A 25,580-nucleotide genomic window follows, 5' to 3' on the forward strand; every position below is an offset into this window, starting at 1 on the left:
CCCAAAAGCGGCGTCAGGCTTACGCCATCGCCTTTTCGAGGTTCTCGGCAACCGCTTCGAGGAAGCCTTCGGTGGTCAGCCAGTCCTGGTCGGGGCCGATGAGCAGGGCGAGGTCCTTGGTCATCTTGCCTTCCTCGACCGTCTGGATGACGACTTTTTCCAGCGTCTCGGCGAACTCGGTCACCTTCGGCGTGTTGTCGAGGCGGCCGCGGTGGGCGAGGCCACGCGTCCAGGCGTAGATCGACGCGATCGAGTTGGTCGAGGTCGCTTCGCCCTTCTGGTGGTTGCGGTAGTGACGGGTCACCGTGCCGTGCGCGGCTTCGGCTTCGACCGTCTTGCCGTCCGGCGACATGAGAACAGACGTCATCAGGCCGAGCGAGCCGAAGCCCTGCGCGACCGTGTCGGACTGCACGTCACCGTCATAGTTCTTACAGGCCCAGACATAGCCACCGGACCATTTCATGGCGGCGGCCACCATGTCGTCGATCAGGCGGTGCTCATAGGTGCCACCGAATTCCTTGAAGGCGTCGGCGAACTCATTGTCGAACACTTCCTGGAACAGGTCCTTGAAGCGGCCGTCATAGGCTTTCAGGATCGTGTTCTTGGTCGACAGGTAGACCGGCCATTTGCGGTTCAGGCCATAATTGAACGAGGCGCGCGCGAAATCGCGGATCGACTCGTCGAGGTTGTACATGCCCATCGCGATACCGGAAGACGGCGCGTCGAACACGTCATGCTCGATCACGGTGCCGTCCTCGCCTTCGAACTTCATCGTCAGCTTGCCCTTGCCAGGGAATTTGAAGTCGGTCGCGCGGTACTGGTCACCGAAGGCGTGACGGCCGATGACGATCGGCTTGGTCCAGCCCGGCACGAGGCGCGGCACGTTGGAGATCACGATCGGCTCACGGAAGACGACGCCGCCGAGGATGTTGCGGATCGTGCCGTTCGGCGACTTCCACATCTTCTTCAGGCCGAATTCCTCAACGCGGGCTTCGTCCGGCGTGATCGTCGCGCACTTCACGCCAACGCCGTACTTCTTGATGGCATTGGCCGAGTCGATGGTGATCTGGTCGTCCGTCGCATCGCGGCTTTCAATGCCGAGATCATAGTATTTCAGATCGACATCGAGATAGGGGTGAATGAGACGGTCCTTGATCATCTGCCAGATGATGCGGGTCATCTCGTCGCCGTCGATTTCGACAACGGGATTTTCGACCTTGATCTTTGCCATCGGATGGAAGTCCTTTCAGTTGCACTGCTTTCCGGGCGGCTATAGCAGAAGGGTATGAGAGGTCAAAAGCGACTTTCGGGCGCGCGAGGGGCAGACTGGACAGGATGCAACTCATGCAGCGATTAGTTATTGTTTTTATTGTACTTTTTTCGTTCGGTGGGCTCGCGGCCCAAGCGCAGCTGCCAGACGGCGCAGATGCCGAAGTCAGGCTGTCGCCTGAAGAATCCGGCAACTGGCGCGTCGAATACACCTTCGCGGAGCCGCAGAGCGTGCTCGCCCTGGTGCGTTCGACGGGCGACTATCGCGAGCTGACATGGTCCGTCACCTCCGACAATGCCCGCTTCGGCCGGGTTGCCGGGATCGACGTTATCGCCCTCGACGAACCGGCGCGGACGGTCAGTTTCAGCATCATCCCGCTGACCAGCACGCTGGTCGGCGAGTACACGCCCTTCGTCACCTTCGCCGATGGCAGTGTCGCGGTGCATGACGGCCAGTTCAGCGTTGCGCCCCTGGACAGTCTCGAGGCCGTCGAAGCGCTGGAGGGCGACACGTCCAATATCGGCGCCCCCGCGCTCAGCATGGATGTCGTCCTGTCGTCGGACACGCCGATCATCGTCGATGGCGAGGTGCATCAGGACAAGGTCCGCCACCGCGTCGATGGCGATGGCACCTATATCTATCTCGGCAATAGCGAGATCGAGGAATTCGACAGCTTCACCGCTGTCATCGACAAGCGCCTGCCCGCCTGGCTGCGCGACCGGTTCGACAGTGACCTCGAGGCGATCTTCTCGGCCTATGAACAGCTCTGGGGTTTCGACCTCGAGCACAAGGCGACGGTGATGCTGGCCTATAAGGGCGCGACAGCCGACGGTTTCTCGGTCACGGGCGGAGCGCTCGACCAGCTGCTGATGATGGAAATGGGCGGCACGGCGCTGAATGCGCCGGACGATGATGTGCTGTCCTATGTCCACTGGTTCTTCGCGCATGAGGCCGCCCATCTTTTCCAGATCGACCGGGGCGTCGGTTTTGCCAGCGGCGCGCAATCCTGGATCCATGAGGGGGCGGCCAACACGATGGCCTACAGCCTGATTGCGTCCATGATGGAGCAGGACGGGGCCAAGCGCTTCCTCGCGGGCGTCTATGGCCGGGCCTTCGATGAATGCGTCACCACGCTGGAGGCCGGGCCGCTGGCAACGGCGGCTGAGCGCGATGCCTTCTCGGCGCACTATTCATGCGGCGATTTCATCGCGCTTGCGACCGATGGCTTCCTCAAGCAGCGCAATCTTTACGGCTTCTGGAACCGGCTGGTGTCGATGGCCAAGGGCGAGCCGGACGAAAAGGTCGACGAAGACACCTATTTCTCCACAATGCAGATCCTCGGCGCGACAAAGGCCCAGCGCAATGCCGTGCGCGCGCTCGTCGACGGCCGGCCGGACAATGCCCGCAAGACACTGACCAACCTGCTGGAAAAGGCCGGGCTGGAGCCGGAGTTCAGCGCAGGCGGACAGTTGATTGCGCTGAAATGGCCGGACTATTAACTCAGGTAGAGAATGATTGACGGTTTCGTATTGATTTCTCCCCTTGATTGATTTTTATTGGTTCGTCGCCAAACCTGATCCGTGACGTTTGGAGGGTCAGACATGTTTCGCAGACTGGGCGTATTTAGCGTGGTTCTTGTCGCTGGCTGGGCGAGCTTAGCGTTCAGTCAGGGAACGACCGGTGGCAGCGTCGGTTTAACCGAAAGCGGATTTGCCTGTTTCGGCCTGCAATGCCCCGACGATCCGTATTACGATAGCGCGATGCCTACGATGCCGAACGGAATGTCGACATGGGGTACCTATGGCGACTGGCGGGGGCTGACCGCTGGCTTTCACATGCCGCCTGAGCACACGGTTGAGCAGTGCAACTATCATTGCTTCGATCACGCCCGCGCGGCGCAGACCGACTGTCTTTCGGTCGGCGGCACTGACGGTCAGTGCAATTCTGTGTTTCAGTCGACGCTGAACTCCTGTGCGACCCAGTGTATCGACAATGATCACTAGCGGTTGGCATGGCCATGGGACTTCGGCCGACGCTTGCTCAATAGAAGGCAACGCGGCATAGCCTGCGCGCATGTCTTCTGAACCCATAATCATTCTCGCTGAACCGCAGCTTGGCGAGAATATCGGCGCGTCTGCGCGCGCCATGCTGAACTTCGGCCTGACGGAGCTGCGCATCGCGGCCCCGCGCGATGGCTGGCCCAATCCTGCCGCCGAGCCGCTGGCCGCCGGTGCGTTTGAGGCCGGGGTCAATGTCACCGCTTTCGATAGCGTCGAGGCGGCCTGCGCCGATCTTGGTTATCTCGTTGCGGCGACGGCCCGCCCGCGCGGCATGGAGAAACCGGTCACCAATGCAGGTGGTGCAGTGGACCTGTTGAAGGCACAGGCGCGGCCGACGGGCGTCCTTTTCGGCAATGAGGCGCAGGGGCTGTCCAATGACCATGTCGCCCTCTGCGATGCGATCATGACCTATCCGGTGAACAAGGCGTTCGCCTCGCTCAACCTCTCGCAGGCCGTCATCGTCTTTGCCCACGCCTGGGGCGAGGCCCTGGGACAGGCGGGCCGTTTCGAGGGGACGGATGCAGGCGTCGGCGATCCGGCGAGCCGCGAGGAGCTGATCGGCATGTTCGAGCATTTCGAGGCCGAGCTGGAACGCGCGGGCTATTTCTATCCGCCGGACAAGACGCCGCTGATGACCCGAAACCTGCGCAACGCCTTCATTCGCGGCCAGTGGACCAGCCAGGAGGTGCGCACCTTCCGGGGCGCCGTGAAGGCCCTCGCTATCGGGCGCGGCAAGGCACGGATCGTCCGTGACGACTGAGCGGGTTGCGGTCATCGGTACCGGGCCGGCAGCGCTGATGGCGGCTGAGGTCATCACCGGGGCAGGGCTGGGCGTCGATATCTATGAGGCCATGCCGAGCGCCGGGCGCAAGGTCCTGATGGCGGGCAAGAGCGGGCTCAACATTTCCCATACCGGCTCACAGAAAGACTTTGCCGCGCAGTATCAGGATCATGATGGCCGGCTGCGCGGCTGCCTGAAAGCGTTCGGGCCAGAGGCGGTGGTCCAATGGATGGACGGCCTCGGCATGCCCGCGCATACCGGCCCGACCGGGCGCATATTTCCGCAATCCATGAAGGCCTCGCCGCTGCTGCGCGCCTGGCTGCGCCGGCTGCAGGGCCGCGGCGCCCGCCTGCACCTGAAGCACCGGTGGGCCGGCTGGGACGCCTGGGGCGCACTGGTCTTCACTGCGCCAGAAGGGCAAGTTGTTATCCGGCCTGCTGCGACCGTGTTCGCGCTCGGCGGGGGCAGCTGGCGGCGGCTCGGTTCGGATGGCGAATGGACGGCGCCTTTCGCGGAAGCCGGCATCCCGGTGACACGTTTCCGGCCGTCCAATTGCGGTTTCCTCGTCGACTGGTCCGACCGGATGCGGGATGCGTTCGCCGGTGCCCCGGTGAAGGGGGTTCGGCTCTCGGCGGCGGGGCGGGAGACACGGGAGGAGCTCACCATCACCGCGCGCGGTGTGGAAAGCGGCGGCGTCTATACCTTGTCTGCGCCCTTGCGGGACGCGATTGAAACTGAGGGCTCTGCAACGCTGTGGCTGGACCTGCTGCCTGATCTGGAGGCGTCCGAGATCGCCCGGCGGCTCGCGGCTGCGCCGGCCAAGCAGTCCCTGTCGAACCGGCTGCGCAAGGCGCTGAATCTGACCGGCGTGAAGGCCGCCCTGCTTTTCGAGTGCGCCGACCGGGCGGCGCTGAAACAGCCGGAAGATGCCGCAAAAGCGATCAAGGCCTTGCCCATGAGGCTGACCGGCACGGCGCCGCTGGACGAAGCCATCTCCACGGCGGGCGGTGTCGCATGGGATGCGCTGGATACGAACTTCATGCTGACCGGCAAGCCCGGCCATTTTTGCGCGGGCGAAATGATTGCCTGGGACGCGCCGACCGGCGGTTACCTGATCACGGCCTGCATGGCGACAGGCCGCGCGGCCGGGGCCGGTGTGCTCGCGTGGCTGGCGCGCGAGAGATCAGGCGTCAGTCGCCAGCTTTAGAGCTGTCTCGTTCGGCTTCGCGTGATTGGTTCCAGCGCGTGCGCAAGATAGCGACCCGCTCTGGAAACCGCTCATCGAGCAGGGTCGCAGCCTGCACGCGGTCTGTGCGAAAATGCCGGAAGTCCTGACGCAGCTCGCACCAGGCACAGATCAGGCGGACAGTCTCCCAATAGGCCACGAGGAATGGCCAGATTGTGCGGGACGACGTCCTGCCGGCCTCATCGGCATAGTCGATATCGAGCTTGGACTGCGTCCGGATCGCCGTGCGCACAAGCGAGACATCGAAACTGTCCTCGATATGGCCGCCAAAGCGGGAAATCGGCTGCAGGCCCGCATCCACGATAACCGGTTCGAGTTCGGCGGGGATGACGCTGGACAGTTTCGCAATCAGGTCTTCGGCGCCGCGGGCGAGCGCCGGGTCACCGCGGGCCGCCACCCATTTGGCCCCGAGGACCGCCGCCTCCAGTTCGTCCGCCGTCAGCATCAGCGGCGGCAGGTCATAGCCGCGCTCCAGAACATAGCCGGTGCCGGCCTCGCCGCGGATCGGGACGCGCTGGGCGATCAGCTCCGCCATGTCGCGGTAGAGCGTGCGCAGGGAAACTTCCAGTTCCTCGGCCAGCGCATGCCCGGTCACGGGACGTCGCTTGCGGCGCAGGATCTGGATGATCCGGAAGAGGCGTTCGGTTCGCCGCATTCTGTTTTCGTTCTCCTGACACGCTGCTGACAATATGCTGTCAGCAGCCGTCATCTAGCAAGGCCTTTCCCGAAGAAAGAAGAGGAGAAGTGCCATGACAACGCTATTTGGATGGGGGCCGATGTTCGATTGCCCGTCGCCGAGCCCCTTTGTGATGAAGTCGGATATCCAGCTGCAGATGCTGGGCGTCGATTTCGACCGGGCCATCGCCGACCTGGAGGCCGTCTCGAAGCACAAGGCACCCTATGTCGAGGATGACGGCCAGATCATCCAGGATTCCAATTTCATCCGCGCCCATTTCGAGAAGAAGCTGGGCCGCTCGCTGAATGACGGGCTGACCCCGCGCGAGCAGGCGCTGAGCTGGGCGCTGGAGCGGATGGCAGAAGGGCATCTCAATGCCGTGATGGCTGGCGAGCGCTGGATGAACGAATCGAATTTCCGAAAAGGCCCGGCCAGCTTCTTCATGGGTGCGCCTGAGCCGATGCGCGAAACGGTGATCCGCGAGACCCTGGACACCATGCGTCAGACGCGCTGGCAGTCGGGCATCGGGCGCCATTCGCATGACGAGCAGCTGCAGCTGGCGGGCTTCGACCTCGCCGCCATTGCAGCCCAGCTGGGCGATCGGCTTTTCCTGCTGGGCGATGAGCCGACGGTGGCCGACGCGTCCGTCTCGGCCGTCCTCATCTCCTGTGCGACGCCGTATTTCGACACCCCGCTTGTCGAGATGGTGCACGCGCATGCGAACCTGCCCGGCTATATCCGCCGGATGCGCGAATCCTACCTGCCTGAGGGTGTCTGGCCGGAGCTCCAGATGGCCTGATGATGGGGCAGGCCTGCCTGGCGCTAGCGTCCCCGCGCGCCGCTGGGCAGGTTGGCTTCGGCCAGCGCATTGGCGAGCTGCTGGCCCGTCGAGGCATACATCTTTTCAGCTGACACCGCGGCCTCGTCGCACTGGCGGCGCCGGGCGCTCTCGGCCTGGAACGCATTGTTGAAGGCATCGACCATGGAGGATCGCAGGCGGCTGCGATAGGGCGCCTCGACGCCGAGCAGTTCCTGCATGTAGACGCGCCAGTACTGGTCGTCCCGGCCATTGCAGAGCAGGCGGATCGCATGCGCCGAGCCGAGCGTGGACGACAGCGAGACGACATCCCTCAGATAGTCCTGGCTGCGCGTGTCGCTAAGGTCGTAATCAGGATTGAAATCCTGCTGATATTCGCCCTGATACTGGCCATTGGCGCCCATGGCTGGCAGGAAGGCCAGAAACAAGGCCGGTAGGAGGCGCCAGTGTACGAATGTCTGCTTCATCATGAGACTTTCTCGCGGCTTGAGGCTCGCCTCAAGCCTTTCTCGGACCGAATTTCACCTGTGACGGTCTCCGATAGCGGCGAAATCGGGCGGCCATGGGGCGAAGCTGCATGTGACGCCCTGATCGCGCATGGCAATGCCGACGTCTGGTTCAGCGGCGCTGCAAGGGCCTTCGGGAAGTATCTCTATGCGGCGGACCGTCTGGATTTTTTCCAGTCGAGCGCGGCGGGGCTGGAAAACCCGTTCCTGCAGAAGATTGGTGAGAAGGCGCAGGCCTATACGTCCAGTCATGTGCAGTCCGATGCGATTGCCGACTGGGTGCTGTGGGCCGGGTACGACTGGTTCGGCAATGGGGCTGCGCGGCGCGCGGCCCAGGCCGCGAAGGAATGGCGCAACGTGCATTTTCGCGAAATCCAGTCGACCCACTGGTTGATCTATGGCTTTGGCCATATCGGCGAGGCTGTCGGCCGGCGCCTGAAGGGGCTTGGCGCGCATGTCACCGGCGTGCGCCGGTCCGACCAGGTCTCGCCCTTTGCCGACCGGATCGTCCATCCGAACGATGTGAGCGCCGACGAGATCGGCCAGGCCGACGCTGTCCTGCTCTGCTGTCCGCATACAGAAGAGACAGAAAACCTCGCCGATGCCGACTTCTTCGCGGCGATGAAGGAGGGGAGCCTCTTTTCCAATGTCGGGCGCGGGGCGCTGGTTGACGAGGCAGCTCTGCTCAAGGCGCTTGATGCCGGCAGGCCGGCGCATGCGACCATCGACGTCACCCGCGAGGAACCGCTGCCAGCCGATCACCCGCTATGGACCCATCCGGGCGTGACGCTGACAGCCCACACCTCCGCACTGACCAGCGAATCGCGCAAGCGCAATGACGAACTGTTCCTGGAAAACCTGTCGGCCTTCCTGAATGGCGAGCCCCTTCGCAACCTCGTCGATGCAAAGGCCTTCGCCGACCAGTCTGTATGATCGCTTGCGGTGTCCGCCGTCACGGGCGTATCAAGCAGCATGGCTGACGCATTGGCGAAACTGATCGGGCTGGGTTCGGGCCCCATGTTGCAGGAAGAGCCGCGAAAGCCGCTCTCCGAGCCGCTTGATGCGCTCGGTGAGACCGCGGAATCGGCAACCGAGGCAGCCAGCGAATTTGCGACCTGGGTCGCTTCGGGCTCACGCGAGGCGCTGATCGCTCTCGGCCTGGCCGTCGCCATGACCGTCATTCTGTGGTTCGCGCGCTGGGGCCTCATCCGGCTGATGCGCCACCTTCCGCGCAATGACGACTATTCGCTATCGGCGATCTTCAACCGGATCGTGAGACGGTTCCGGATCTATTTCATGCTGGCGACGGCGCTCCTGATCACCGACCGGATCATGGAGCTGCCGCAGACCATTTCGACCTTCAGCCACGTGCTGTTCGTGATCACCGCGACGTTGCAGGCGGCCGAGTTGCTGCAGGAAGCGGCGATCTCATCAATCCGGCGCCAGGCCATTCGCAACCCGCAGGATGCCAGCACGCTGGCTTCGGCCGTGAACCTCATCAAATGGTTCATCAATGTCGTGATCTGGTCCTTTGCGCTGCTGCTGATCCTCGACAATGTCGGCGCGGATGTGACGACGCTGATTGCCGGTCTCGGTATCGGCGGTATCGCGATCGGTCTGGCCGCGCAGGGCATGTTCCGCGACCTCTTCTCCTCGCTCTCCATCGTGCTCGACAAGCCATTCCAGGTTGGCGACACGGTGCGCTACCGCGACACCTGGGGCGACATCGAGGATATTGGCCTGAAGACGACGCGTATCCGCTCCAAGAGCGGTGAGCAGATCATCATCTCCAACACCAACCTCCTGGAAGAAGAGATCCACAATATGCGCCGCATGAACCGGCGGCGCATCGAGACGCAGTTCGGGGTGATCTTCCAGACGCCGCCCAAGGTCGCCGAGGCGATCCCCGGCATGGTGGCAGAACTGGTGAAAGGCGTTCAGGGCGTCTCGTTCGACCGCTGCAGCATGGCCGCTTTCGGCCCGAGTTCGCTGGATTATGAACTCGTCTTCTATTCGCTGAACCCCGACTTCAACCGATCCATGGCGGCGCGGTCCAACGTGCTGCTGGCGCTGTTCCGAAAGTTCAAGGAAGAGGGTGTGGAGTTCGCCTATCCGACCCAGACGCTCTACGTCAGCGGCGTGGAGAATGTGCCGGAGGGCCGCTTCGAGGCGAAGACCTCAGAGGATGCGCTTGTCGTGGAAGGTCCGCTCGACGCCGGGACAGACAAAAGCTGAGCCCGGCCGGGTCAGCGCAGCCTAGTAATTTGCGAGTGTGAGAAGCGTCCGGAAAGGAGGGCTTATTCGACCGTCCAGCCGCGCGCGGTGCGGTGCGCGTCGAGCGTGATGCCGTCGCTTTCGGCCTCGGTGCGGGTTGTCGTGCGCGTGGTGAAAATGGTTTCGCGGCGACCGCCCGTGGTCAGGCGCAGGAGGATAGCCACCGTGGCGATGACCAGGCCGACAATGGCTGTCATCACCGCAAACATGCCGGCCATGACGATGATGGCGAGGGCAAGGATGCCGCGTAGCGCCCAACGTGCGCCTTCACGCAAGCCGTTGCCGATGCGTGCCAGGATGGCGTCGAAAGAAAGGGTTGAGCGTGCTGCTGTCATCTTCAAGTCTCCCAGCCCTCAACATGATATCGCCCGGCGAATTCGTCAATCACGCGAGCGAAATCGCCTTCAATTGGCCGCAATCAGGCCCCGTTCTGCCCGGATCCGCGCATAGGCGCCCGTGATCGCGGCAGCCTTGTCATGCGCGGCCAATTCGAATTCGCGCGGTGCGCCATTGCCGACGATGCGGTCGGGGTGGTTGTCCGCCATCAGCTTGCGATAGGCGCGGCGGATATCGTCGAAGGCGGCATCGTGGGCAACGCCGAGAATATGATACGGATCGTCCCGGTCCGGTCCGAGATGGCTTGCCCGGATCCGCCGGAAGGTTGTTTCGTCGAAGCCGAAATTTTCCGCGACCGTGCGAAGATACTGCATCTCGTCATCGGTCACCACGCCATCGGCGCCGGCGATCATGAACAGGCCGTCCAGCACGCCCTCGAGCAGGCATGGCCGGGCGCTGTACTTCTTGCCGATGCGCCGGGCATAGGCCTCATAGCCGCGGACGGTCTGGCGGGCGATATTGAAGACGCGGCGAACCTTGTCGGCGTCTTCCGGCGCTGCGCGGAAGACGCGGGAGAAGACCATGATCTCGCTGTCGCTGACCCGGCCGTCGGCCGCTGCCATCTTGGCGCCCAGACCGATCACGGCGGCGGTGAATCCGACATCGTTTGGATCGGGCGCGCAGCCTTGTTCGGCGGACTCCGGTTCGTCCTGCACGTCGCTGTCAAAAAGGCGCTTTCCACCCTCGATAAGGATCTGCCAGAGGCTCATCGTCCTACAACTATAGCGGGTTATTCGGGCAAAATCAGGCCCCGGATGCTCAATTGTCTTGCGACAAAATGTGAAATGTTCGTGATCAACCGGTCTCAGGCGGCGTCCTAGCGCTGCTGCGACTGTTGTGAAACCACCGATTTCAGTTCTGCGATCTCGTCCTTCAGCGAGCGCAGCAGGTCGAAGATTTCGTCGCGTTCTTCCTCGGCATGCTCGGCATCTTCCTCGATATCCTCGAGCAATTCCTCGGTCGCTGCCTTCTGTTCGGCCGCCAGTGCATCGACGATCAGGGCGATGAACAGGTTTAGCACGGCAAAGCTCGCCACGAAGATGAAGGTCAGGAAGAAGAGCGGCGCCCATGGATGGCCATCATCGACAACCTTCTGGACGACCTCGAACCGCCAGCCGTCCATCGTCATCACCTGGAACAGGGAATAGGCCGATCTGGGCAGGTCGCCGAACAGCTCCAGCACCTCCTCATTCGAGGTGTCGCCGTACATGTTCGTCGCCATCACCGCATAGACATAGGTCAGCAGCGCCAGCACCGCGACGATGGCGCCCATGCCCGGCAGCGCCTTGAGCAGCGCCTCGGTTATCCGCCGCATCATCGGCACGACATGCAGCAGGCGCAGTACACGCAAGACGCGCATGGCCCGCAGCACCGAGAAACCCTGTCCGCCCGGCACCATGGATATGCCGACGACGATGAAGTCGAACCAGTTCCAGCCAGACCTGAAGAACATGAACCGATAGACGAACAGCTTCAGCAGGATTTCGAAGGCGAAGGCGTAGGTAATCCCCCGGTCCATGACCTCGAGCCAGTAGACCGATGTCGGCGGCAGCGAGTCGGCATAGGTCAGAATGCCGAGAATGGCGGCATTGAGGATGATCAGCCCGGTGATCAGGTTCAGGAACCAGCGGCTCTCGATCGCTGCTTCAAGCGGCGAATTGCTGGTGGTTTCGTCGAGTGTCGCGCGCGCCATGTCCCCTCGCTCGCCTTATGGTCGAGTTCGCTACAGGGGTTTCATACCCTGCGGTACGAATTGTTCAATCAGCCGAAGTGGTCGTATCGCTGATGATCTTCCATTCGCCGTCCATGCGCCGAAGGACCAGCGTGAAAAGCCCGCCCGGCGTGTCGTTTTCCCGCTCCAGCTGCCAGCGGCCATGCACGATGGCAGCATCTGGCGAGAGGCGCACAATCTCCAGGTCGCTGGTGTCGAGTGTGCCCATCGCGGCGCGGCTGGAATAGCGCGTGCGGTAGCGCTCCAGCGTCGGGGCATAGCCGCGCACGACCGTCCCGCCGGATGCAAAGCGCAGCTCGGGCGACTGCCAGTAGCCATCCATGAAGCCCTCAATGTCGCCCGCATTCCATGCCTCGTCCTGGCGCTCAAGCAGGGCCGTGATCGCCGCCTCGTCCTCGGCGACAGACGGGACGGAGGCGTCCGCGGCGGCCGGTTCGGCTGTCTGGCAGGCGGTCACCGAAAAGCCGGCCAGGCACAGGGCAGTCGCAGCAAGGATGGTTTGGCGCATTGATTTCTCTCCGATGTTCAGGTGGGAGTGTAGTCAAAGGCCCGCCAGATGAAACCGCCTTTGGCGGAATGTGTTTTACACGCTAGAGAGTTGCGGAAGAGTTCGGGAGTCGGAAATTCATGATCATGGTCGCGCTGATCGTCGGCGGTCTGCTTTTGCTGTTTGCTGGCGGTGAGATGCTCGTTCGCGGGTCGGTGGGTGTTGCCCGCCGGCTTGGTATGTCGGAATTACTTATTGGCTTGACGCTGGTCGGTTTCGGTACCTCGATGCCGGAGCTCGTGACCAGCCTGCAGGCGCTGTCGGATGGTGCGACCGGGATCTCGGTCGGCAATGTCATCGGGTCCAACGTCGCCAATGTCCTGCTGGTGATCGGCGCCGCCTGCCTGATCTCGCCGATCATTACCCATCCGCGCGCGCTTGCCCGCGACGGGCTGTTCATGATCGGCGCAACCGTTCTTTTCGCCGTCGTGCTCTGGTTCGACGGGTTTACGCGGGTCACGGGCCTCATCTTCGTAGCCATCCTGATCGCCTATCTCGTCGCCTCCGTCATTCTCGACCGGCGCAAGCAGTCGGCTGCCGCAAAGGTCCACTCCGGCGAGGCGGAGGTCATCGAGACCCATGAGCCTCTCTTTATCTCGCTGGTCCTGGCCGTCCTCGGCATTGCAGGCGTCGTCGCCGGTGCGAAGCTGCTGGTGACCGGCGGTTCCGATCTCGCCCGCGCCTTCGGCATTTCGGAGACGGTGATCGGCCTGTCCATCGTCGCCATCGGCACCAGCCTGCCGGAACTCGTCACCTCGATCATGTCGGCCATCAAGGGCAAGGCGGATGTGGCGCTCGGCAATGTGCTCGGCTCAAACGTGTTCAACATATTGGGCATCATGGGCGTGTCGGCCGCCGTTTACCCCTTCAGCATCATCGCGCCTGCGGCGCCGGATGGCACCAAGCCGCTCGATGTCGAGGCGATGAGCTTTCCGGCGGGCGACAGCCTCGTGACGATGCAGGACATGGGCGCCCTCGCGCTGTCGGTGATCCTGCTTGTCCTGTTCGCCTATACCGGGCGCAAGCTCGCCCGCTGGGAAGGCGCCGTGCTTCTCGGCGGCTACGCGCTCTATATGGCGATGAGCTTCAATCTCCTGCCGCACTTCGGAGGCGCCGCATGAGCAAGGACATCTATTCCGGTCTCGATCAGCTCGGCGCATCGAGCACGATCCCGGCCTCTCCGGAGGAGGCAAAGCTCGAGCGCGTGCCCAATCCGCATGCCGGCACGCTTTATCTCACCCGCTTCACTGCGCCGGAATTTACCTCGCTCTGCCCGGTCACGGGCCAGCCGGACTTTGCGCATATCGTCATCGATTACGCGCCGGGCGAGTGGCTCGTCGAAAGCAAGAGCCTGAAGCTCTACCTGACCTCGTTCCGCAACCATGGCGCCTTCCATGAGGATTGCACCGTCGCCATCGGCAAGCGGCTTGTCGATCTGCTCGCGCCGCAATGGCTGCGCATCTATGGCTACTGGTATCCGCGCGGCGGGATACCGATCGATGTCTTCTGGCAAAGCGGGCCGGTGCCGGACGGGCTCTATGTGCCCGATACCGGCGTTCCGTCCTATCGCGGGCGCGGCTAGGCTTTCGCCAGCGCCGTCATGGCCTCGCCGTCGCGGCGTGTGACGAAGCTGGCGACCTTCTCGGTCGAATAGGTTTCCTCGAGCACGGTGGACACCTTGAAATAGTCCGCCGTCACCGCGTCGGCGTCGAGCGTCACGAGGATGTAGCCGTGGCCATTGGGGTCGAACCATTCGACATCCTCATTCGCCTCGGCAAACATCTCGCCGAGATCGGGGACATCCTTCACATACTTGCCCATGCCGGGCGAGGTGACCGAGGTGCAGCCGAACTCGACCCCGCGCAGGGCGCCGGCCTTGTCATGCAGCTCATTGGCCCAGGCCGTGTGCGTGTCACCGGTGAAGGTGACGAGCCGCGCGCCGGCCGTGGCGGCTGAATAGTAGAGCCGCTCGCGCGCCGCCGGGAAACCGTCCCAGGCGTCGAGATTGAAGGGCAGGCCGAGCTGGCTGAAGGGGATCATGCCCGCGACATAGCCGGTCTGTGCGGCCTGCTGTTCGGGGGTCAGCGCCTCGACAAGGTTCGGCGGCTTGACGTTCGCCATGATCACCTGGTTGGCGAGGACCTGCCAGGCCTTGCCGGAGGAGACGGAGCTTTTCAGCCCCTTGTCCAGCCAGGCTTCCTGGACGCCGCCCAGCATGGTGCGGCTTTCGTCGCTGACGCGGCCCATCACTTCCATCGCCTTGTCCGGAACCTCTTCAGGTGCAACCCCAGCCAGTTCGGCACCCCAGGAGATTTCGTCCGAGCGGCCGGTGAGGCGCGACTCCAGGCAGAAGACGGTTGCAAGATCACCGAAGTCGAACTGGCGGTAGATGGCGCTGTACTCGCGCCCCGCCGTCACGTCGCGGACCGGCATCCACTCCATATAGGCCTGGACGGCGGCCTGCTTGCGATCGGTCCAGTTGCCTTCGGTTTCCGGCTGGTGGTTTTCCGCGCCGGTGCGATAGGCATTGTTGGTGCTTTCATGGTCGTCCCAGGTGCACAGCCACGGCGCGGCGGCATGGGCGGCCTGGGCCTTCGGGTCGCTCTTGTACTGCGCATGGCGCATCCGGTAGTCGCCGAGGGTAATGACCTCCATGGGCGGCTCATGGAAACGGCCGAGTTCCTGCGCCGTCTCCGCGCCATAGCCATCCACGCCGTATTCGTAGAAATAGTCGCCGAGATGGATGATCGCATCGAGATCGTTCATCCGGCCAAGATCGTCATAGACGTTGAAATAGCCGAACTGCCAGTTCGAGCAGGAGATGACCGCGAACTTGACCGGGTCCGTGCCCGAGGCGGCCAGCGTCTTCGTGCGGCCAACGGGGGAGGTGATATCGCCCGCCGCTGTCTTCGCGGTGAACTGGTAGAAATACTGCGTGGCCGGATCGAGGCCGGTCATGTCGACCTTCACCGTGAAATCGCGGCCGGGTGTCGCTTCTGCGAGGGCCTGGCCAACGATGTCGGTGAGACCGGCATCGCGCGCAACAATCAGGCTGACCGGGACCGGTGCGGTGGCGTTCTCGTCCGCAGGCGTCACGCGTGTCCAGAGGATGACCCGGTCGGACAGCGGGTCACCGGAGGCAACGCCGTGATCGAAGCTCGCCTCGCCCGGGAAGGCCGGACGATTATCGGCCAGCGGATCGCCGCCGGCTGGCGTCGCACAGGCCGCCAGCCCTGCAGCACCTGCACTGAAACCAAGGAAATGACGCCTGGAAAACCTGCTCATGAAACCCGCTCCTCCCGAATTGCAGCCTTCTTTTATGCTGCCATCATGACGAATACGCGAAAGCAGGTCTATAAGCTGCAGCGATGAGCAAATTGACCGCCACCGCAACCCAGGCCGACAACGGGACCCGTCTCGACAGATTCCTGTCCGAACAGTTTCCGGACCTGTCGCGTTCGCGTGCGAAGGCACTGGTCAAGGAAGGGGCGGTGACCGCCGGCGGCGCGCTCGCCGATGATCCGAAAGCGCCGGTTCGCCCGGGCATTGCCTATGAGATCGACATGCCGCCGCCCATCCCCGCGACGCCTGAGCCGGAGGACATCCCGCTCGATGTGCTGTTCGAGGATGAGCACCTCATCCTCGTCAACAAGCCGGCAGGCATGGCCGTGCACCCGGCGCCGGGCAGCTGGCAAGGCACGCTGGTCAATGCGCTGCTGCACCACTGCAAGGGTGAGCTGCCAGGAATTGGCGGGGTGGAGCGTCCCGGTATCGTCCACCGCATCGACAAGAACACGACGGGCGTGTTGGCGGTGGCGAAGACCGAAGCCGCGCATGCAGGGCTGTCGAAACTCTTCAAGACCCACGACATCGACCGGGCCTATCTCGCCATCACGCGCGGCGCGCCGCGCCCGCTCGTCGGCACGGTCGACATGGCGATTGCGCGCTCCACAGCCGACCGCAAGAAGATGGCGGTGGTGCGCGACCCGGACAGCGATGAGGGCCGCCACGCGATCACGCATTACAAGGCGCTCGAGACGTTCGGGGAGCTCGACAAGGGTACGGGGCTACCGGCCGCAGCACTCATGGAATGCCGGCTGGAAACCGGCCGTACCCACCAGATCCGCGTGCACATGGCCCATATCGGCGCGCCGCTGATCGGCGATCCGACCTATGGCAAGCATCGTGGCATCAAGGCTTATGGCGCGGGCGAAGCCTTCATCGAGGCGACGACACGGGCGCGCCAGTTCGACCGCCAGGCGCTGCATGCGGCGAGCCTCGGTTTTGTCCACCCGGTGACGGGAGAAGACGTCTTCGCCGAAGCCCCGCTTCCGGAGGATATGGCCGAGCTGCTGGCCGCGCTGCTGAGGATGTGAGGCGGCCCCACCCCGACCCTCCCCTGGGGGGAGGGAGCGAAAGTGGCAACCGAACGCGCAACCCCTCCCCCGACCCCGCTCGCGGGGTGGGGGGAATACCTAGCCCGCCGGATTGAACCAGTCCGGCAGCTTGTAGGTCATGCCGAGGTCTCTGGCGACCTGCTCATGGGTAATGTGGCCTTCGGCGACGGTCAGGCCGTGGGCGAGGTGGACGTTCTCGTTCAGCGCCGCGTGCGTGCCCTTGTTGGCGATCTGCATCACGAAAGGCAGCGTGGCGTTGTTCAGCGCATAGGTTGATGTGCGCGGCACCGCGCCCGGCATGTTGGCGACGCAATAGTGCAGGATGCCGTCGACATCGTAGATCGGGTCTTCATGGGTGGTCGGCTTCGAGGTCTCGAAGCAGCCGCCCTGGTCGATGGCGATATCGACAAGGACTGCGCCGGGCTTCATCGTTTTCAGCTGCTCGCGCGAGATCAGCTTCGGGGCCGAGGCGCCCGGGATCAGCACAGCGCCGATGACGAGGTCGGCTTCCTTCACCGCGGCGGCCAGCGAGGCCTTGGTCGAGTACATCGTCTTGACGAGGCCGTTGAACTGGGCGTCGAGCTCGGCGAGGCGGTTATTGTTGCGGTCGAAGACCGTCACATCGGCGCGCATGCCGACGGCGATTTCAGCGGCATTCGTGCCGGAGACGCCGCCACCGATGATGATCACCTTGGCCGGCTGCGTGCCTGGAACGCCGCCGAGCAGCAGGCCGCGTCCGCGCCGGGTGCGCATCAGGGCCCAGGCGGCGACCTGCATCGACATCCGTCCGGCCACCTGGCTCATGGGCCTGAGCAGGGGCAGGCCGCCCGAAGGCTCGGTCACCGTCTCATAGGCGATGGCCGTACAGCCAGACTTGATCAGCCCTTCGGCCTGGACCGGGTCCGGCGCGAGGTGGAGATAGGTGAAAAGCGTGTGAGCGGGCGTCAGGCGCGCGGTTTCTTCCGGCTGCGGCTCCTTCACCTTCACGATCAGTTCGGCCGATTTGAAGACCGCGTCCGCATCCGGCACGATGGTCGCGCCCACCGCGGTGTATTCCTCGTCGGAGAGACCCGAGCCCACGCCCGCATTGGATTGGACAAAGACTTCGTGCCCGGCGCTCACAAGGTCGCCGACGCTTTCCGGCGTCAGGCCGACACGCGACTCCTGCTTCTTGATTTCGCTCGGCACACCAATGCGCATGACAGACCTCCAGAAATGCTCATAGACAATTTAGTGCCTGCGCTAGGAGGTTCTTGCTAATATTGCAAGAAAATGTGGTGGCTTCTTGCGCAGTCAGTTCGCGCGAAGGGAATATCCTGCCGAGCGAACGGTGCGGATCGGGTCATCGCCCCCATTGCTCATCAGTGCCTTGCGCAGCCGCCCGACATGCACGTCCACGGTGCGCGCTTCGACATAGACGTCCGAGCCCCACACCCCGTCCAGCAGCTGTTCGCGCGAGAAGACGCGGCCCGGATGCTGGATGAAATAGTCGAGCAGGCGGAATTCTGTCGGCCCGAGATGGATACCTTCGCCATTGCGGGTGACCGTGTGGGTCGTGCGGTCGACGACAATATCGCCGACAACCACCTTGTCCTCAATCAGCGCCGGGCGGATCCGGCGCAACACGGCGCGCACCCGCGCCATCAGCTCTGTCGTCGAGAACGGCTTGGTGACGTAATCGTCCGCGCCGGTGTCGAGCCCGCGGATGCGATCGGCTTCCTCGGTGCGCGCGGTCAGCATGATGACCGGCAGGTTCGCCGTCTCGGGCTTGGAGCGGATACGGCGGCAGACCTCGATCCCCGGCACCTTGGGCAGCATCCAGTCGAGAAGGACGAGGTCCGGCACGCGTTCGTCCAGCTGGATCATGGCTTCATCGCCATCCGGGGCGACCGCCGTTTCATAGCCTTCGCGCTCGAGATTGTAGCGCAGCAGTTCCGCGACAGCTTTCTCGTCTTCAGCGATCAGGACGAAAGGTTTCAACGCCCGCTTCCCTCTTTCTTGATCCGGGCTTCGATGTGATCGCCCGTCGCTGTTTCCCCGGTGACCATGTAGTAGACGGCCTTGGCGATGTTCGTCGCGTGGTCGCCGATCCGTTCAAGGTTCTTGGCCATGAACATGAGGTGGGTGTTGGACCCGATCTGGCGCGGATCCTCCATCATGTAGGTCAGCGTTTCGCGGAAGAATGAGACGTAGTGGTCGTCGATGTCGTCATCGAGTTCGAGCACTTCGATGGCGGCGTTGACGTCCTGGCGCAGATAGGCGTCGAGGGCCTTCTGCAGCTGGTAGGAGACAGACCGCGACATGCGCTCAATGCTCTTGACGGCGGCGCGGTTCTCCTCGCCGGTCAGCTCCAGACAGCGCTTCGCGATGTTCTTGCAGAGGTCACCGATCCGCTCGATATCGCCTGCGAGCTTCATCGCGCCGAGCACGGCGCGCAGGTCGGCGGCCATCGGGTGGCGCAGGGCGATAAGCCGGATGATCGCCTTTTCGGCCTCGGCTTCAAGCTCGTCGATGGCTTCATCGCGCTTGATGACCTGCCGGGCCAGTTCCAGGTCGAAGGTGACCACGGCGCGGCTGGAATCGTTGATCATGGCCTCGGCGAGGCCGCCCATTCTCAACAAGTTGGCTGAAAGATGCTCCAGCTCGTCGGTGAAAGCGGTGACAATGTGTTCTGACATCATGTGCTTCTGTGCTTGGGTTCGGATTTAGCCGAACCGGCCCGTAATATAGTCTTGCGTACGGCTGTCTTCGGGGTTGGTGAAGATCCGCTCGGTATCACCATACTCCACAAGCTTGCCAAGGTGAAAGAAGGCCGTCTTTTGCGAGACGCGCGCAGCCTGCTGCATGGAGTGGGTGACGATCACGATGCAATAACGCTCACGCAGCTCGTCGATGAGCTCTTCGATGCGGGCCGTGGCGATCGGGTCGAGGGCCGAGCACGGTTCGTCCATCAGGATGACTTCCGGGCTGACGGCGATGGCGCGGGCAATGCAGAGACGCTGCTGCTGGCCGCCGGACAGGCCGGTGCCTGGTGCCAGCAGGCGGTCCTTCACTTCTTCCCAGAGGCCCGCCTTGCGCAGGGCGGACTCAACCACTTCGTCGAGCTCCTGCTTGCCCGAGGCCAGACCGTGGATGCGCGGGCCATAGGCGATATTGTCGTAGATCGACTTCGGGAACGGATTCGGCTTCTGGAACACCATGCCGACGCGCGAGCGCAGCAGGACCGGATCGATGGAGTGGTCGTTGATATCGGCCCCGTCCATGAAGATCTGGCCGGTCACGCGGGCCGACTCGATGGTGTCGTTCATGCGGTTGATGCAACGCAGGAAGGTCGACTTGCCGCAGCCGGACGGTCCGATGAAGGCCGTCACGGCCCGGTCGGGAATGTCGAGCGAGATGTCAAAAATGGCCTGCTTCTCGCCGTAGAAGACATCAATGTTTCGGCATTCGACCTTGGTCATTTCCGGCATGTTTTGGGCCTGTTTCGATCTGGCGGTTTCGGTGAAGTCTTCGACGTTGCCATCCATGACTACCATCTCCTTTCGAACCTGCGTCTCAAGATGATCGCTATGAGATTCATCAAGACGAGAAAGACGAGCAGCACGATGATCGCAGCTGCGGTTTGGGGTTCCCATGCCCGTTCCGCGCCGGTCGACCACTTATAGATCAGGACGGGCAGGACGGTCGACTCATCGGTGGGGCCGGACGGAACCTCGGCGACAAAGGCCACCATGCCGATCAGCAGAAGCGGGGCCGTTTCGCCAAGGGCGCGGGCCATGCCGATGATCGAGCCGGTCAGGATGCCGGGCGCGGCAAGCGGGAGCACATGGTGGAACACGGCCTGTGTCGGCGACGCGCCAACCCCGAGCGCCGCCGTGCGGATCGATGGCGGGACGGATTTCAGGGCGGCGCGGGACGCGATGATCACGGTGGGCAGGACGAGCAGGCCGAGCACCAGGCCGCCAACAAGCGGAACCGAGCGCGGCATGCCGAGGAAGTTGATGAAGACAGCTGCGCCCAGCAGGCCGAACACGATGGAGGGGACAGCGGCAAGGTTATTGATATTGACCTCGATCAGGTCCGTCATCCGGTTCTTGGTCGCGAATTCTTCCAGATAGACAGCCGCGAAGATGCCGACCGGAATGGCGAGCATGGCGGTGACCAGCATGGTCAGCAGCGAGCCAACGATGGCGGCGGCCGCGCCGGCGAGTTCCGGATAGGTGCTGTCGGAATGGGTAAAGAGCGAGGTGTTGAAGGTCGACTTGATGCGGCCCTCTTCCTTGAGCAGCATCGTCCAGGCGATCTGGCGGTCGCTGACGGTCCGGTTTTCCTGGGCTTGCGCCAGGACCAGCGCGGAGGCCTGCGCCCCGGCTGCCGGGAGGGCCTGCTCGCCAGCAATGAAGGTCAGAGAAGCGCTTCCATCGGCCAGCGTGTCGAGCCGGAACCAGGTGTCTCCGGCAGAGACCAGCGTGGTCGGGGCGCTGTCAGCGGCGCTGGCTTCCTGGAAGCGGGTTTCGGCCTTCGTGATGTCATCACTGGCATCGGGGCTGCTGAATGCCATCTGCACGCCGGTTTCGATGCTGCCGCTTATGCGCGCGACGGTTCCCAGCTTGATTGAGGTGCGCTCGGTGACCCCGCCCTTGAGGAAGAGGTCGATATCGTCCGCCAGGGCGACCGAGAAGCGCTGCTGCGAACCGATCGTGTCGGGCCGCTCGGCTGTCTTGCGGGCGATGGGCAGGACGGCAAGCCGGGTGAACAGGCCATATAGCTCTCGCAGTCGAGCGCGGTCCTCGACACCCGGCAGGAACTGGTCGGCGAGATTGTCCTGCAGAAGCAGGTTGAAGCCGCTGACATTGCGGGAAATCTCATCCGGGTCACGCGCGCCGGTCGGGTCGACCTGGGCGGCGTCAAGCGTTGTGTCGAAGGTCAGGACATTGCGCGAAAAGGCCGACGAGGCCTGGCCGAAAATCGAGACCAGCAGCGTGATGAGCGCAACGACGGCGATCCCGATGGCGACCTGGCCGTAGAGCTTGAAACGCATCTCGGCGGCATGGCGCTTCTTCAGGCGCTTGAGGGCTGCTTCAGTGACGAAGGTGCCCTTTTCGGAAGGGTTGGGCGCCGGGCTATTCATATTTTTCCCTGTACTTCTGGACGACGCGCAGGGCGATCAGGTTGAAGATCAGCGTGACGATGAACAGGACGAAGCCGAGCGCGAAGGCTGACAGCGTCTTGGCATTGTCGAATTCGGTATCGCCGGTCAGCAGGGCGACGATCTGCACGGTGATGGTCGTCAGGTCGGCGGTTGGGTCCGGCGTGATCTGGGCGCGCTGGCCCGCCGCCATCACCACGATCATGGTCTCGCCGATGGCGCGGGAGACCGCCAGAAGCAGGGCGGCGATCACACCGGGCAGGGCTGCCGGCATGACGACCTGCTTGACGGTCTCTGACCGGGTTGCCCCCATCGCATAGGCGCCATCGCGAAGCGTCTGCGGGACGGCATTGATGACGTCGTCGGACAGGGACGAGACGAAGGGAATGATCATGATCCCCATGACCAGCCCAGCGGCCAGCGCACTGGTCGGCTGCGCGGCCAGGAAACCGTCCGGAATGAAGGGCAGGGCGTTGAAGCCGTTCGCCGCGCTGCGCACGAGCGGGGCCACGAATTGCAGGGCGAAGAAGCCGTAGACGACAGTCGGGATGCCGGCCAGAAGCTCGAGCACCGGCTTGACGATGCTGCGAAAGCGCGGGCTGGCATATTCCGACAGGTAGATCGCCGAGAGCAGGCCGATCGGCGCAGCCACCAGCATGGCCAGGAAGGCGATCATGAAGGTGCCGAAGAAGAGCGGGATGGCGCCGAAGTCAGCCCCGGTCTGCGCGTTCCATTCGGTGCCGAAGACGAATTCGTGCACCGGGACGCGCGAGAAAAAGCGCAGCGCTTCGAAGAACAGACTGCCGACGATGCCGATCGTGGTCAGGATGGCGATGGCGGCGCAGAGGAAGAGCATGAACTTGATGCCGTCCTCGACTCGCGCACGGGCGCGGAAATTCAGCGAAAGACGGCGGCGGGCAAAGTAGAAGCCGGTGCCGGCTGCGGCAATCGCCAGGACAAGGGCGATGATCCGCGAAAAACCAAGCAGGTTTGTATAGCGGTCCGAGGCGGCGTCGAAGAGGGCATTGCCGGTTGCGACTGAATCGCGCCGCGCAACATGCTCGACAATACGGTCAATATACTGGCCAAGCTCAAGCGCGCCGAGATCGCGGATGCGCTGGGGCAGCTCGCTTGCCAGCTGCGCACGGACGAGGGACTCGCCGAAGAGGCCGTAGAGAAGCAGGATGATCGCAGCCGGGCCCACGGTCACCATCGCAACGAAATAGCCGTGATAATTCGGCTGCGAATTCAGGCGTTCGGTCGTGCCGCTGCCGACAGCTACCGCCTGCGTACGTCCTGCATAGAAAGAGACGAATCCAGCCGCAGCGAGCACGGCGAAAAGCAACCATGCTATCGGCAGATGTCCAAAGGTCTCGAGCATTGCGCCCCACCGATCATTCAGGCCCTGTTTTGGGCCTCATAACGCCGGTGCTTGACACATATGTGACATATACTGCGGACAGTCGTAATATTTCTGCTATCGGGCTTGCTGCGCGAAGGCCGGACGGCTCGAAAACTCGACAACGGCGCCACTTTCGGGATGCGGCAGGGCCAGGTGGCAGGCGTGCAGGCAAAGGCTCTGGAAACCGTCCGGGCGGCCGTAAAGCCGGTCGCCGCAGATCGGGTGACCGATGGCCTGCAAGTGCACGCGCAACTGATGTGTACGCCCCGTTTCCGGTGCGAGGTCCAGCAGGGCGAGGGCGCCATGATCTTCGATCAGCGACCATCTCGTCAGCGCCGGCTGGCCACTGTCCGGATCGGCCTTGCGCAGCGGGCGCATGGACCAGTCCCGGCCGATCGGCAGGTCGATGTCGCCGCTCATTCCAGCGGGCACGCCATGCACCATCGCCTGGTAGCGCTTGGCGACCTGGCGTGCTTCGAAGGCCCGCGACAGCGCTCGCCCGGCCTCTGGCGTGCGGGCGAAGACGATCAGCCCCGATGTATCCATGTCGAGACGGTGGACCGCGACAAGCGGCCCGAATTGGCTTTCGAGCCGGCGTTGCAGGCAGTCCTGACGTTCGGCGCCGCGGCCGGGCACCGATAACAGGCCGGTGGGCTTGTCTGCGACCAGTATGTGCTCATCCTCGAACAGGATCTGCCCGAAGCTGGGCGGCGGTCTGTAGGGGCGCGGCGGCGGTGGACCGCCGGTATCAGTCATCGGTGAGGCGGGATTCGGCATCGGCGATGGGGAGCCACACGCCAAAGACAGACCCTTCGCCTTCCTTGCTGGCCACGGCGAGTCCGCCGCGGTGACGCGCCATGATGTGCTTGACGATGGCCAGGCCGAGGCCCGTGCCTTCGATCTCGCCGCCGCGGCTTTCATCGACCCGGTAGAACCGCTCACCGAGGCGCGAGAGGTGTTTGCGGGCAATCCCTTCGCCGCAATCCTCGACCCGGACCCAGGCGGCCCGTGCTTCGCTGGATGCCCGCGGTTGCAGCAGGATGGAACGTCCAGCCCCGTCGCTGAACCGGGTGGCAAGGCGGCCGGCTTCGCTCATGGATGGCGCGGTGCCCGTCATCACTTTCACCCTGCCGCCGTCGCGAGAATACTTGATCGCATTGCTGACCAGGTTCTGCACGACTTGCGAGATCTCGTCCGAACTGGCGGTGATCGGGATGTCGCTGGCCTGGGTGTCGAAGTCGAGATGCACCTTCTTGTCATGTGCCAGCGGCTGCAGCGAGAGGATGGAGCGTGACGTCACATCGCACAGGTCGATAATCGTGTCGGGCGCCCGGTGTTCGCTGAACTCGATGCGCGAGAGGGACAGCAGGTCGGCGACCAGGTGGCGCATGCGTTCGGTCTGCTGGTGCATGATCTCAAGGAAGCCATCCCATGACTCGCGGTCGTCGCGGGCCGGGCCGAGCATCGTCTCGATGAAGCCGGACACGGCGGTCAGCGGCGTGCGCAGCTCGTGGCTCGCATTGGCCAGGAAGTCGGCGCGGGCCCGCTCGGCCCTGTGGACGGCGGTGCGATCCTCGAAAATGACGAATACACTTTTCTTTTCCGGCCCCGGCGTGAGGTGCGCGAGCCACAATTCGTCGCCTTCACCGGTCTGGAACTCGACCCGTTCCGGTGCGCCGGACTTCGCGACCCGGTCGGTTGCGGACAGCACATCGGGCTGGCGGATAATCACCGATTTGAGGGCGCCCTCGATACTGTTCAGGCGGAACAGCGCCCCCGAATGGCGGTTCGAAACAAGGATACGCTCGTCGGGCGTTATATAAAGCGCCGGGAAGGGCAGGGCGCGAACCAGGGTCTGGATCGACGTATTGTCTGCAACCGACTGGGTGGATGCGGTGGCCCGCCCGTCTTCGGCGGGCGGCGCAGGTGGAACCGAGCCGACATAATAGGCCAGTGCACCGGCAAACAGCACGATGGCGGCCATGATCCCTTCGACGAAACCAAGCGCGCCGGAAACGACCAGCAATGTCAGCAGGCCAGCGCCGCCCGTGGTCAGGACGATGAAGTCCCGAACCCGTTCCGGGCGCTTTCTGGCGCCCTGGCGATCATGGGTGTCACTTGCCGACATTCGCTTTCCAACCAGCCTTTCGTTTTCATGACAAGTCTGCAGCAGCTGTCATTACCTCGCATTTTGCGCATGCGTTCCACGGAATCTCAATCTCTTTGTGTTGCAAATGCAACGACTGCAATGCATTATCGATTTTCAATAATTTTTTGTTGACAGTCGAGTAGTAGAGCCGTAGAGGCAACACGGGATATTTTGAGGG

General features: G+C 63.4%; 26 protein-coding genes. 10 read left to right on the top strand and 16 right to left on the bottom strand.

Annotation, left to right across the window (positions count from 1 at the left end; translation table 11 throughout):
- Nucleotides 1–19 precede the first annotated feature (19 nt).
- A complete protein-coding gene (locus D1227_RS05235) occupies nucleotides 20–1,231 on the bottom strand; it encodes an NADP-dependent isocitrate dehydrogenase (RefSeq protein WP_119374536.1) in 1,212 nt (403 codons plus the stop codon).
- Between the two features lie 113 nt (nucleotides 1,232–1,344).
- Between D1227_RS05235 and D1227_RS05240 the strand changes: the two genes are divergently transcribed.
- The 4 genes from D1227_RS05240 to D1227_RS05255 all read left to right on the top strand — a co-directional run bounded on the left by D1227_RS05240 (nucleotide 1,345) and on the right by D1227_RS05255 (nucleotide 5,318).
- On the top strand, nucleotides 1,345–2,769 hold the full coding sequence (locus D1227_RS05240) for a hypothetical protein (RefSeq protein WP_119455257.1): 1,425 nt from the start codon (nucleotides 1,345–1,347) through the stop codon (nucleotides 2,767–2,769).
- Nucleotides 2,770–2,871: 102 nt separating this feature from the next.
- The gene (locus D1227_RS05245) at nucleotides 2,872–3,273 is read left to right on the top strand and encodes a hypothetical protein (RefSeq protein ID WP_119404094.1); all 402 of its coding nucleotides are present in this window, start codon (nucleotides 2,872–2,874) and stop codon (nucleotides 3,271–3,273) included.
- 70 nt (nucleotides 3,274–3,343) lie between these two features.
- A complete protein-coding gene (locus D1227_RS05250) occupies nucleotides 3,344–4,090 on the top strand; it encodes an RNA methyltransferase (protein ID WP_119404095.1) in 747 nt (248 codons plus the stop codon).
- Nucleotides 4,080–5,318, top strand: coding sequence for a TIGR03862 family flavoprotein (locus D1227_RS05255; RefSeq protein ID WP_119404096.1), 1,239 nt, complete (start codon nucleotides 4,080–4,082; stop codon nucleotides 5,316–5,318). The genes D1227_RS05250 and D1227_RS05255 overlap by 11 nt, the downstream gene beginning before the upstream one ends.
- Here the strand turns inward: D1227_RS05255 and D1227_RS05260 are convergent.
- Complete coding sequence (locus D1227_RS05260; RefSeq protein WP_119404097.1) at nucleotides 5,302–6,012, bottom strand: helix-turn-helix transcriptional regulator; 711 nt, start codon at nucleotides 6,010–6,012, stop codon at nucleotides 5,302–5,304. The two genes, D1227_RS05255 and D1227_RS05260, sit on opposite strands and share 17 nt — an antisense overlap.
- A gap of 94 nt (nucleotides 6,013–6,106) precedes the next feature.
- Between D1227_RS05260 and D1227_RS05265 the strand changes: the two genes are divergently transcribed.
- Nucleotides 6,107–6,832 carry a glutathione S-transferase family protein gene (locus tag D1227_RS05265; RefSeq protein WP_119404098.1) on the top strand — a complete coding sequence of 242 codons (726 nt, stop codon included), beginning with the start codon at nucleotides 6,107–6,109 and terminating at the stop codon, nucleotides 6,830–6,832.
- A gap of 23 nt (nucleotides 6,833–6,855) precedes the next feature.
- Here D1227_RS05265 and D1227_RS05270 read toward each other — a convergent pair whose 3' ends face one another.
- Nucleotides 6,856–7,320 carry a TIGR02301 family protein gene (locus D1227_RS05270; RefSeq protein WP_119375232.1) on the bottom strand — a complete coding sequence of 155 codons (465 nt, stop codon included), beginning with the start codon at nucleotides 7,318–7,320 and terminating at the stop codon, nucleotides 6,856–6,858.
- Between D1227_RS05270 and D1227_RS05275 the strand changes: the two genes are divergently transcribed.
- Both D1227_RS05275 and D1227_RS05280 read left to right on the top strand, forming a co-directional pair.
- Nucleotides 7,297–8,289 carry an NAD(P)-dependent oxidoreductase gene (locus tag D1227_RS05275; protein ID WP_119404099.1) on the top strand — a complete coding sequence of 331 codons (993 nt, stop codon included), beginning with the start codon at nucleotides 7,297–7,299 and terminating at the stop codon, nucleotides 8,287–8,289. The two genes, D1227_RS05270 and D1227_RS05275, sit on opposite strands and share 24 nt — an antisense overlap.
- A 39-nt stretch (nucleotides 8,290–8,328) precedes the next feature.
- A complete protein-coding gene (locus D1227_RS05280) occupies nucleotides 8,329–9,591 on the top strand; it encodes a mechanosensitive ion channel family protein (RefSeq protein ID WP_119374543.1) in 1,263 nt (420 codons plus the stop codon).
- A gap of 62 nt (nucleotides 9,592–9,653) precedes the next feature.
- Here the strand turns inward: D1227_RS05280 and D1227_RS05285 are convergent, their stop codons facing one another.
- The 4 genes from D1227_RS05285 to D1227_RS05300 all read right to left on the bottom strand — a co-directional run bounded on the left by D1227_RS05285 (nucleotide 9,654) and on the right by D1227_RS05300 (nucleotide 12,266).
- Nucleotides 9,654–9,965 carry a hypothetical protein gene (locus tag D1227_RS05285; protein WP_119374544.1) on the bottom strand — a complete coding sequence of 104 codons (312 nt, stop codon included), beginning with the start codon at nucleotides 9,963–9,965 and terminating at the stop codon, nucleotides 9,654–9,656.
- A 69-nt stretch (nucleotides 9,966–10,034) separates the two neighbouring features.
- Nucleotides 10,035–10,736 (bottom strand): molecular chaperone DjiA, encoded by a 702-nt coding sequence (locus D1227_RS05290; protein WP_119374545.1) that lies wholly within the window; start codon nucleotides 10,734–10,736, stop codon nucleotides 10,035–10,037.
- A 107-nt stretch (nucleotides 10,737–10,843) separates the two neighbouring features.
- Nucleotides 10,844–11,719, bottom strand: a complete 876-nt coding sequence (locus D1227_RS05295) for an ion transporter (protein WP_119404100.1) — start codon at nucleotides 11,717–11,719, stop codon at nucleotides 10,844–10,846.
- Nucleotides 11,720–11,783: 64 nt separating this feature from the next.
- Nucleotides 11,784–12,266, bottom strand: coding sequence for a YybH family protein (locus tag D1227_RS05300; protein WP_119404101.1), 483 nt, complete (start codon nucleotides 12,264–12,266; stop codon nucleotides 11,784–11,786).
- Between the two features lie 119 nt (nucleotides 12,267–12,385).
- On the opposite strand from D1227_RS05300, the gene D1227_RS05305 reads away from it, so the two are divergent.
- Together D1227_RS05305 and queF are read left to right on the top strand one after the other, a co-directional pair.
- Nucleotides 12,386–13,426 carry a calcium/sodium antiporter gene (locus D1227_RS05305; protein ID WP_119404102.1) on the top strand — a complete coding sequence of 347 codons (1,041 nt, stop codon included), beginning with the start codon at nucleotides 12,386–12,388 and terminating at the stop codon, nucleotides 13,424–13,426.
- Complete coding sequence (queF, locus tag D1227_RS05310) at nucleotides 13,423–13,887, top strand: preQ(1) synthase (protein ID WP_119374549.1); 465 nt, start codon at nucleotides 13,423–13,425, stop codon at nucleotides 13,885–13,887. The genes D1227_RS05305 and queF overlap by 4 nt, the downstream gene beginning before the upstream one ends.
- Here the strand turns inward: queF and D1227_RS05315 are convergent.
- A complete protein-coding gene (locus D1227_RS05315) occupies nucleotides 13,884–15,590 on the bottom strand; it encodes an alkaline phosphatase D family protein (RefSeq protein WP_119404103.1) in 1,707 nt (568 codons plus the stop codon). The two genes, queF and D1227_RS05315, sit on opposite strands and share 4 nt — an antisense overlap.
- Before the next feature lie 83 nt (nucleotides 15,591–15,673).
- Here D1227_RS05315 and D1227_RS05320 point away from each other — a divergent pair, with 83 nt between their 5' ends.
- Nucleotides 15,674–16,681, top strand: coding sequence for an RluA family pseudouridine synthase (locus tag D1227_RS05320; RefSeq protein WP_119404104.1), 1,008 nt, complete (start codon nucleotides 15,674–15,676; stop codon nucleotides 16,679–16,681).
- Nucleotides 16,682–16,780: 99 nt separating this feature from the next.
- Here the strand turns inward: D1227_RS05320 and ald are convergent, their stop codons facing one another.
- The 8 genes from ald to D1227_RS05360 form a co-directional block, all read right to left on the bottom strand.
- A complete protein-coding gene (gene ald, locus D1227_RS05325) occupies nucleotides 16,781–17,902 on the bottom strand; it encodes an alanine dehydrogenase (protein ID WP_119404105.1) in 1,122 nt (373 codons plus the stop codon).
- A gap of 93 nt (nucleotides 17,903–17,995) precedes the next feature.
- Entirely contained in the window at nucleotides 17,996–18,682 is a 687-nt protein-coding gene (gene phoB, locus D1227_RS05330; RefSeq protein WP_119374553.1) for a phosphate regulon transcriptional regulator PhoB, read from the bottom strand.
- Complete coding sequence (gene phoU, locus D1227_RS05335; RefSeq protein ID WP_119375233.1) at nucleotides 18,679–19,380, bottom strand: phosphate signaling complex protein PhoU; 702 nt, start codon at nucleotides 19,378–19,380, stop codon at nucleotides 18,679–18,681. The genes phoB and phoU overlap by 4 nt, the downstream gene beginning before the upstream one ends.
- Nucleotides 19,381–19,407: 27 nt before the next feature.
- Nucleotides 19,408–20,172, bottom strand: a complete 765-nt coding sequence (gene pstB / locus D1227_RS05340; RefSeq protein WP_411710419.1) for a phosphate ABC transporter ATP-binding protein PstB — start codon at nucleotides 20,170–20,172, stop codon at nucleotides 19,408–19,410.
- Nucleotides 20,173–20,231: 59 nt separating this feature from the next.
- Entirely contained in the window at nucleotides 20,232–21,833 is a 1,602-nt protein-coding gene (gene pstA, locus D1227_RS05345) for a phosphate ABC transporter permease PstA (protein ID WP_119404107.1), read from the bottom strand.
- Entirely contained in the window at nucleotides 21,826–23,232 is a 1,407-nt protein-coding gene (pstC, locus tag D1227_RS05350; protein ID WP_119404108.1) for a phosphate ABC transporter permease subunit PstC, read from the bottom strand. The genes pstA and pstC overlap by 8 nt, the downstream gene beginning before the upstream one ends.
- Nucleotides 23,233–23,328: 96 nt before the next feature.
- Nucleotides 23,329–24,009, bottom strand: coding sequence for an RluA family pseudouridine synthase (locus D1227_RS05355; protein WP_119404298.1), 681 nt, complete (start codon nucleotides 24,007–24,009; stop codon nucleotides 23,329–23,331).
- The gene (locus D1227_RS05360) at nucleotides 24,002–25,381 is read right to left on the bottom strand and encodes a sensor histidine kinase (RefSeq protein WP_119404109.1); all 1,380 of its coding nucleotides are present in this window, start codon (nucleotides 25,379–25,381) and stop codon (nucleotides 24,002–24,004) included. Before D1227_RS05360 ends, D1227_RS05355 begins: the two co-directional genes overlap by 8 nt.
- Nucleotides 25,382–25,580: the final 199 nt, after the last annotated feature.

This window comes from Henriciella mobilis (genome assembly GCF_003576315.1).
In the GTDB taxonomy this organism is placed as follows: Bacteria; Pseudomonadota; Alphaproteobacteria; order Caulobacterales; family Hyphomonadaceae; genus Henriciella; species Henriciella mobilis.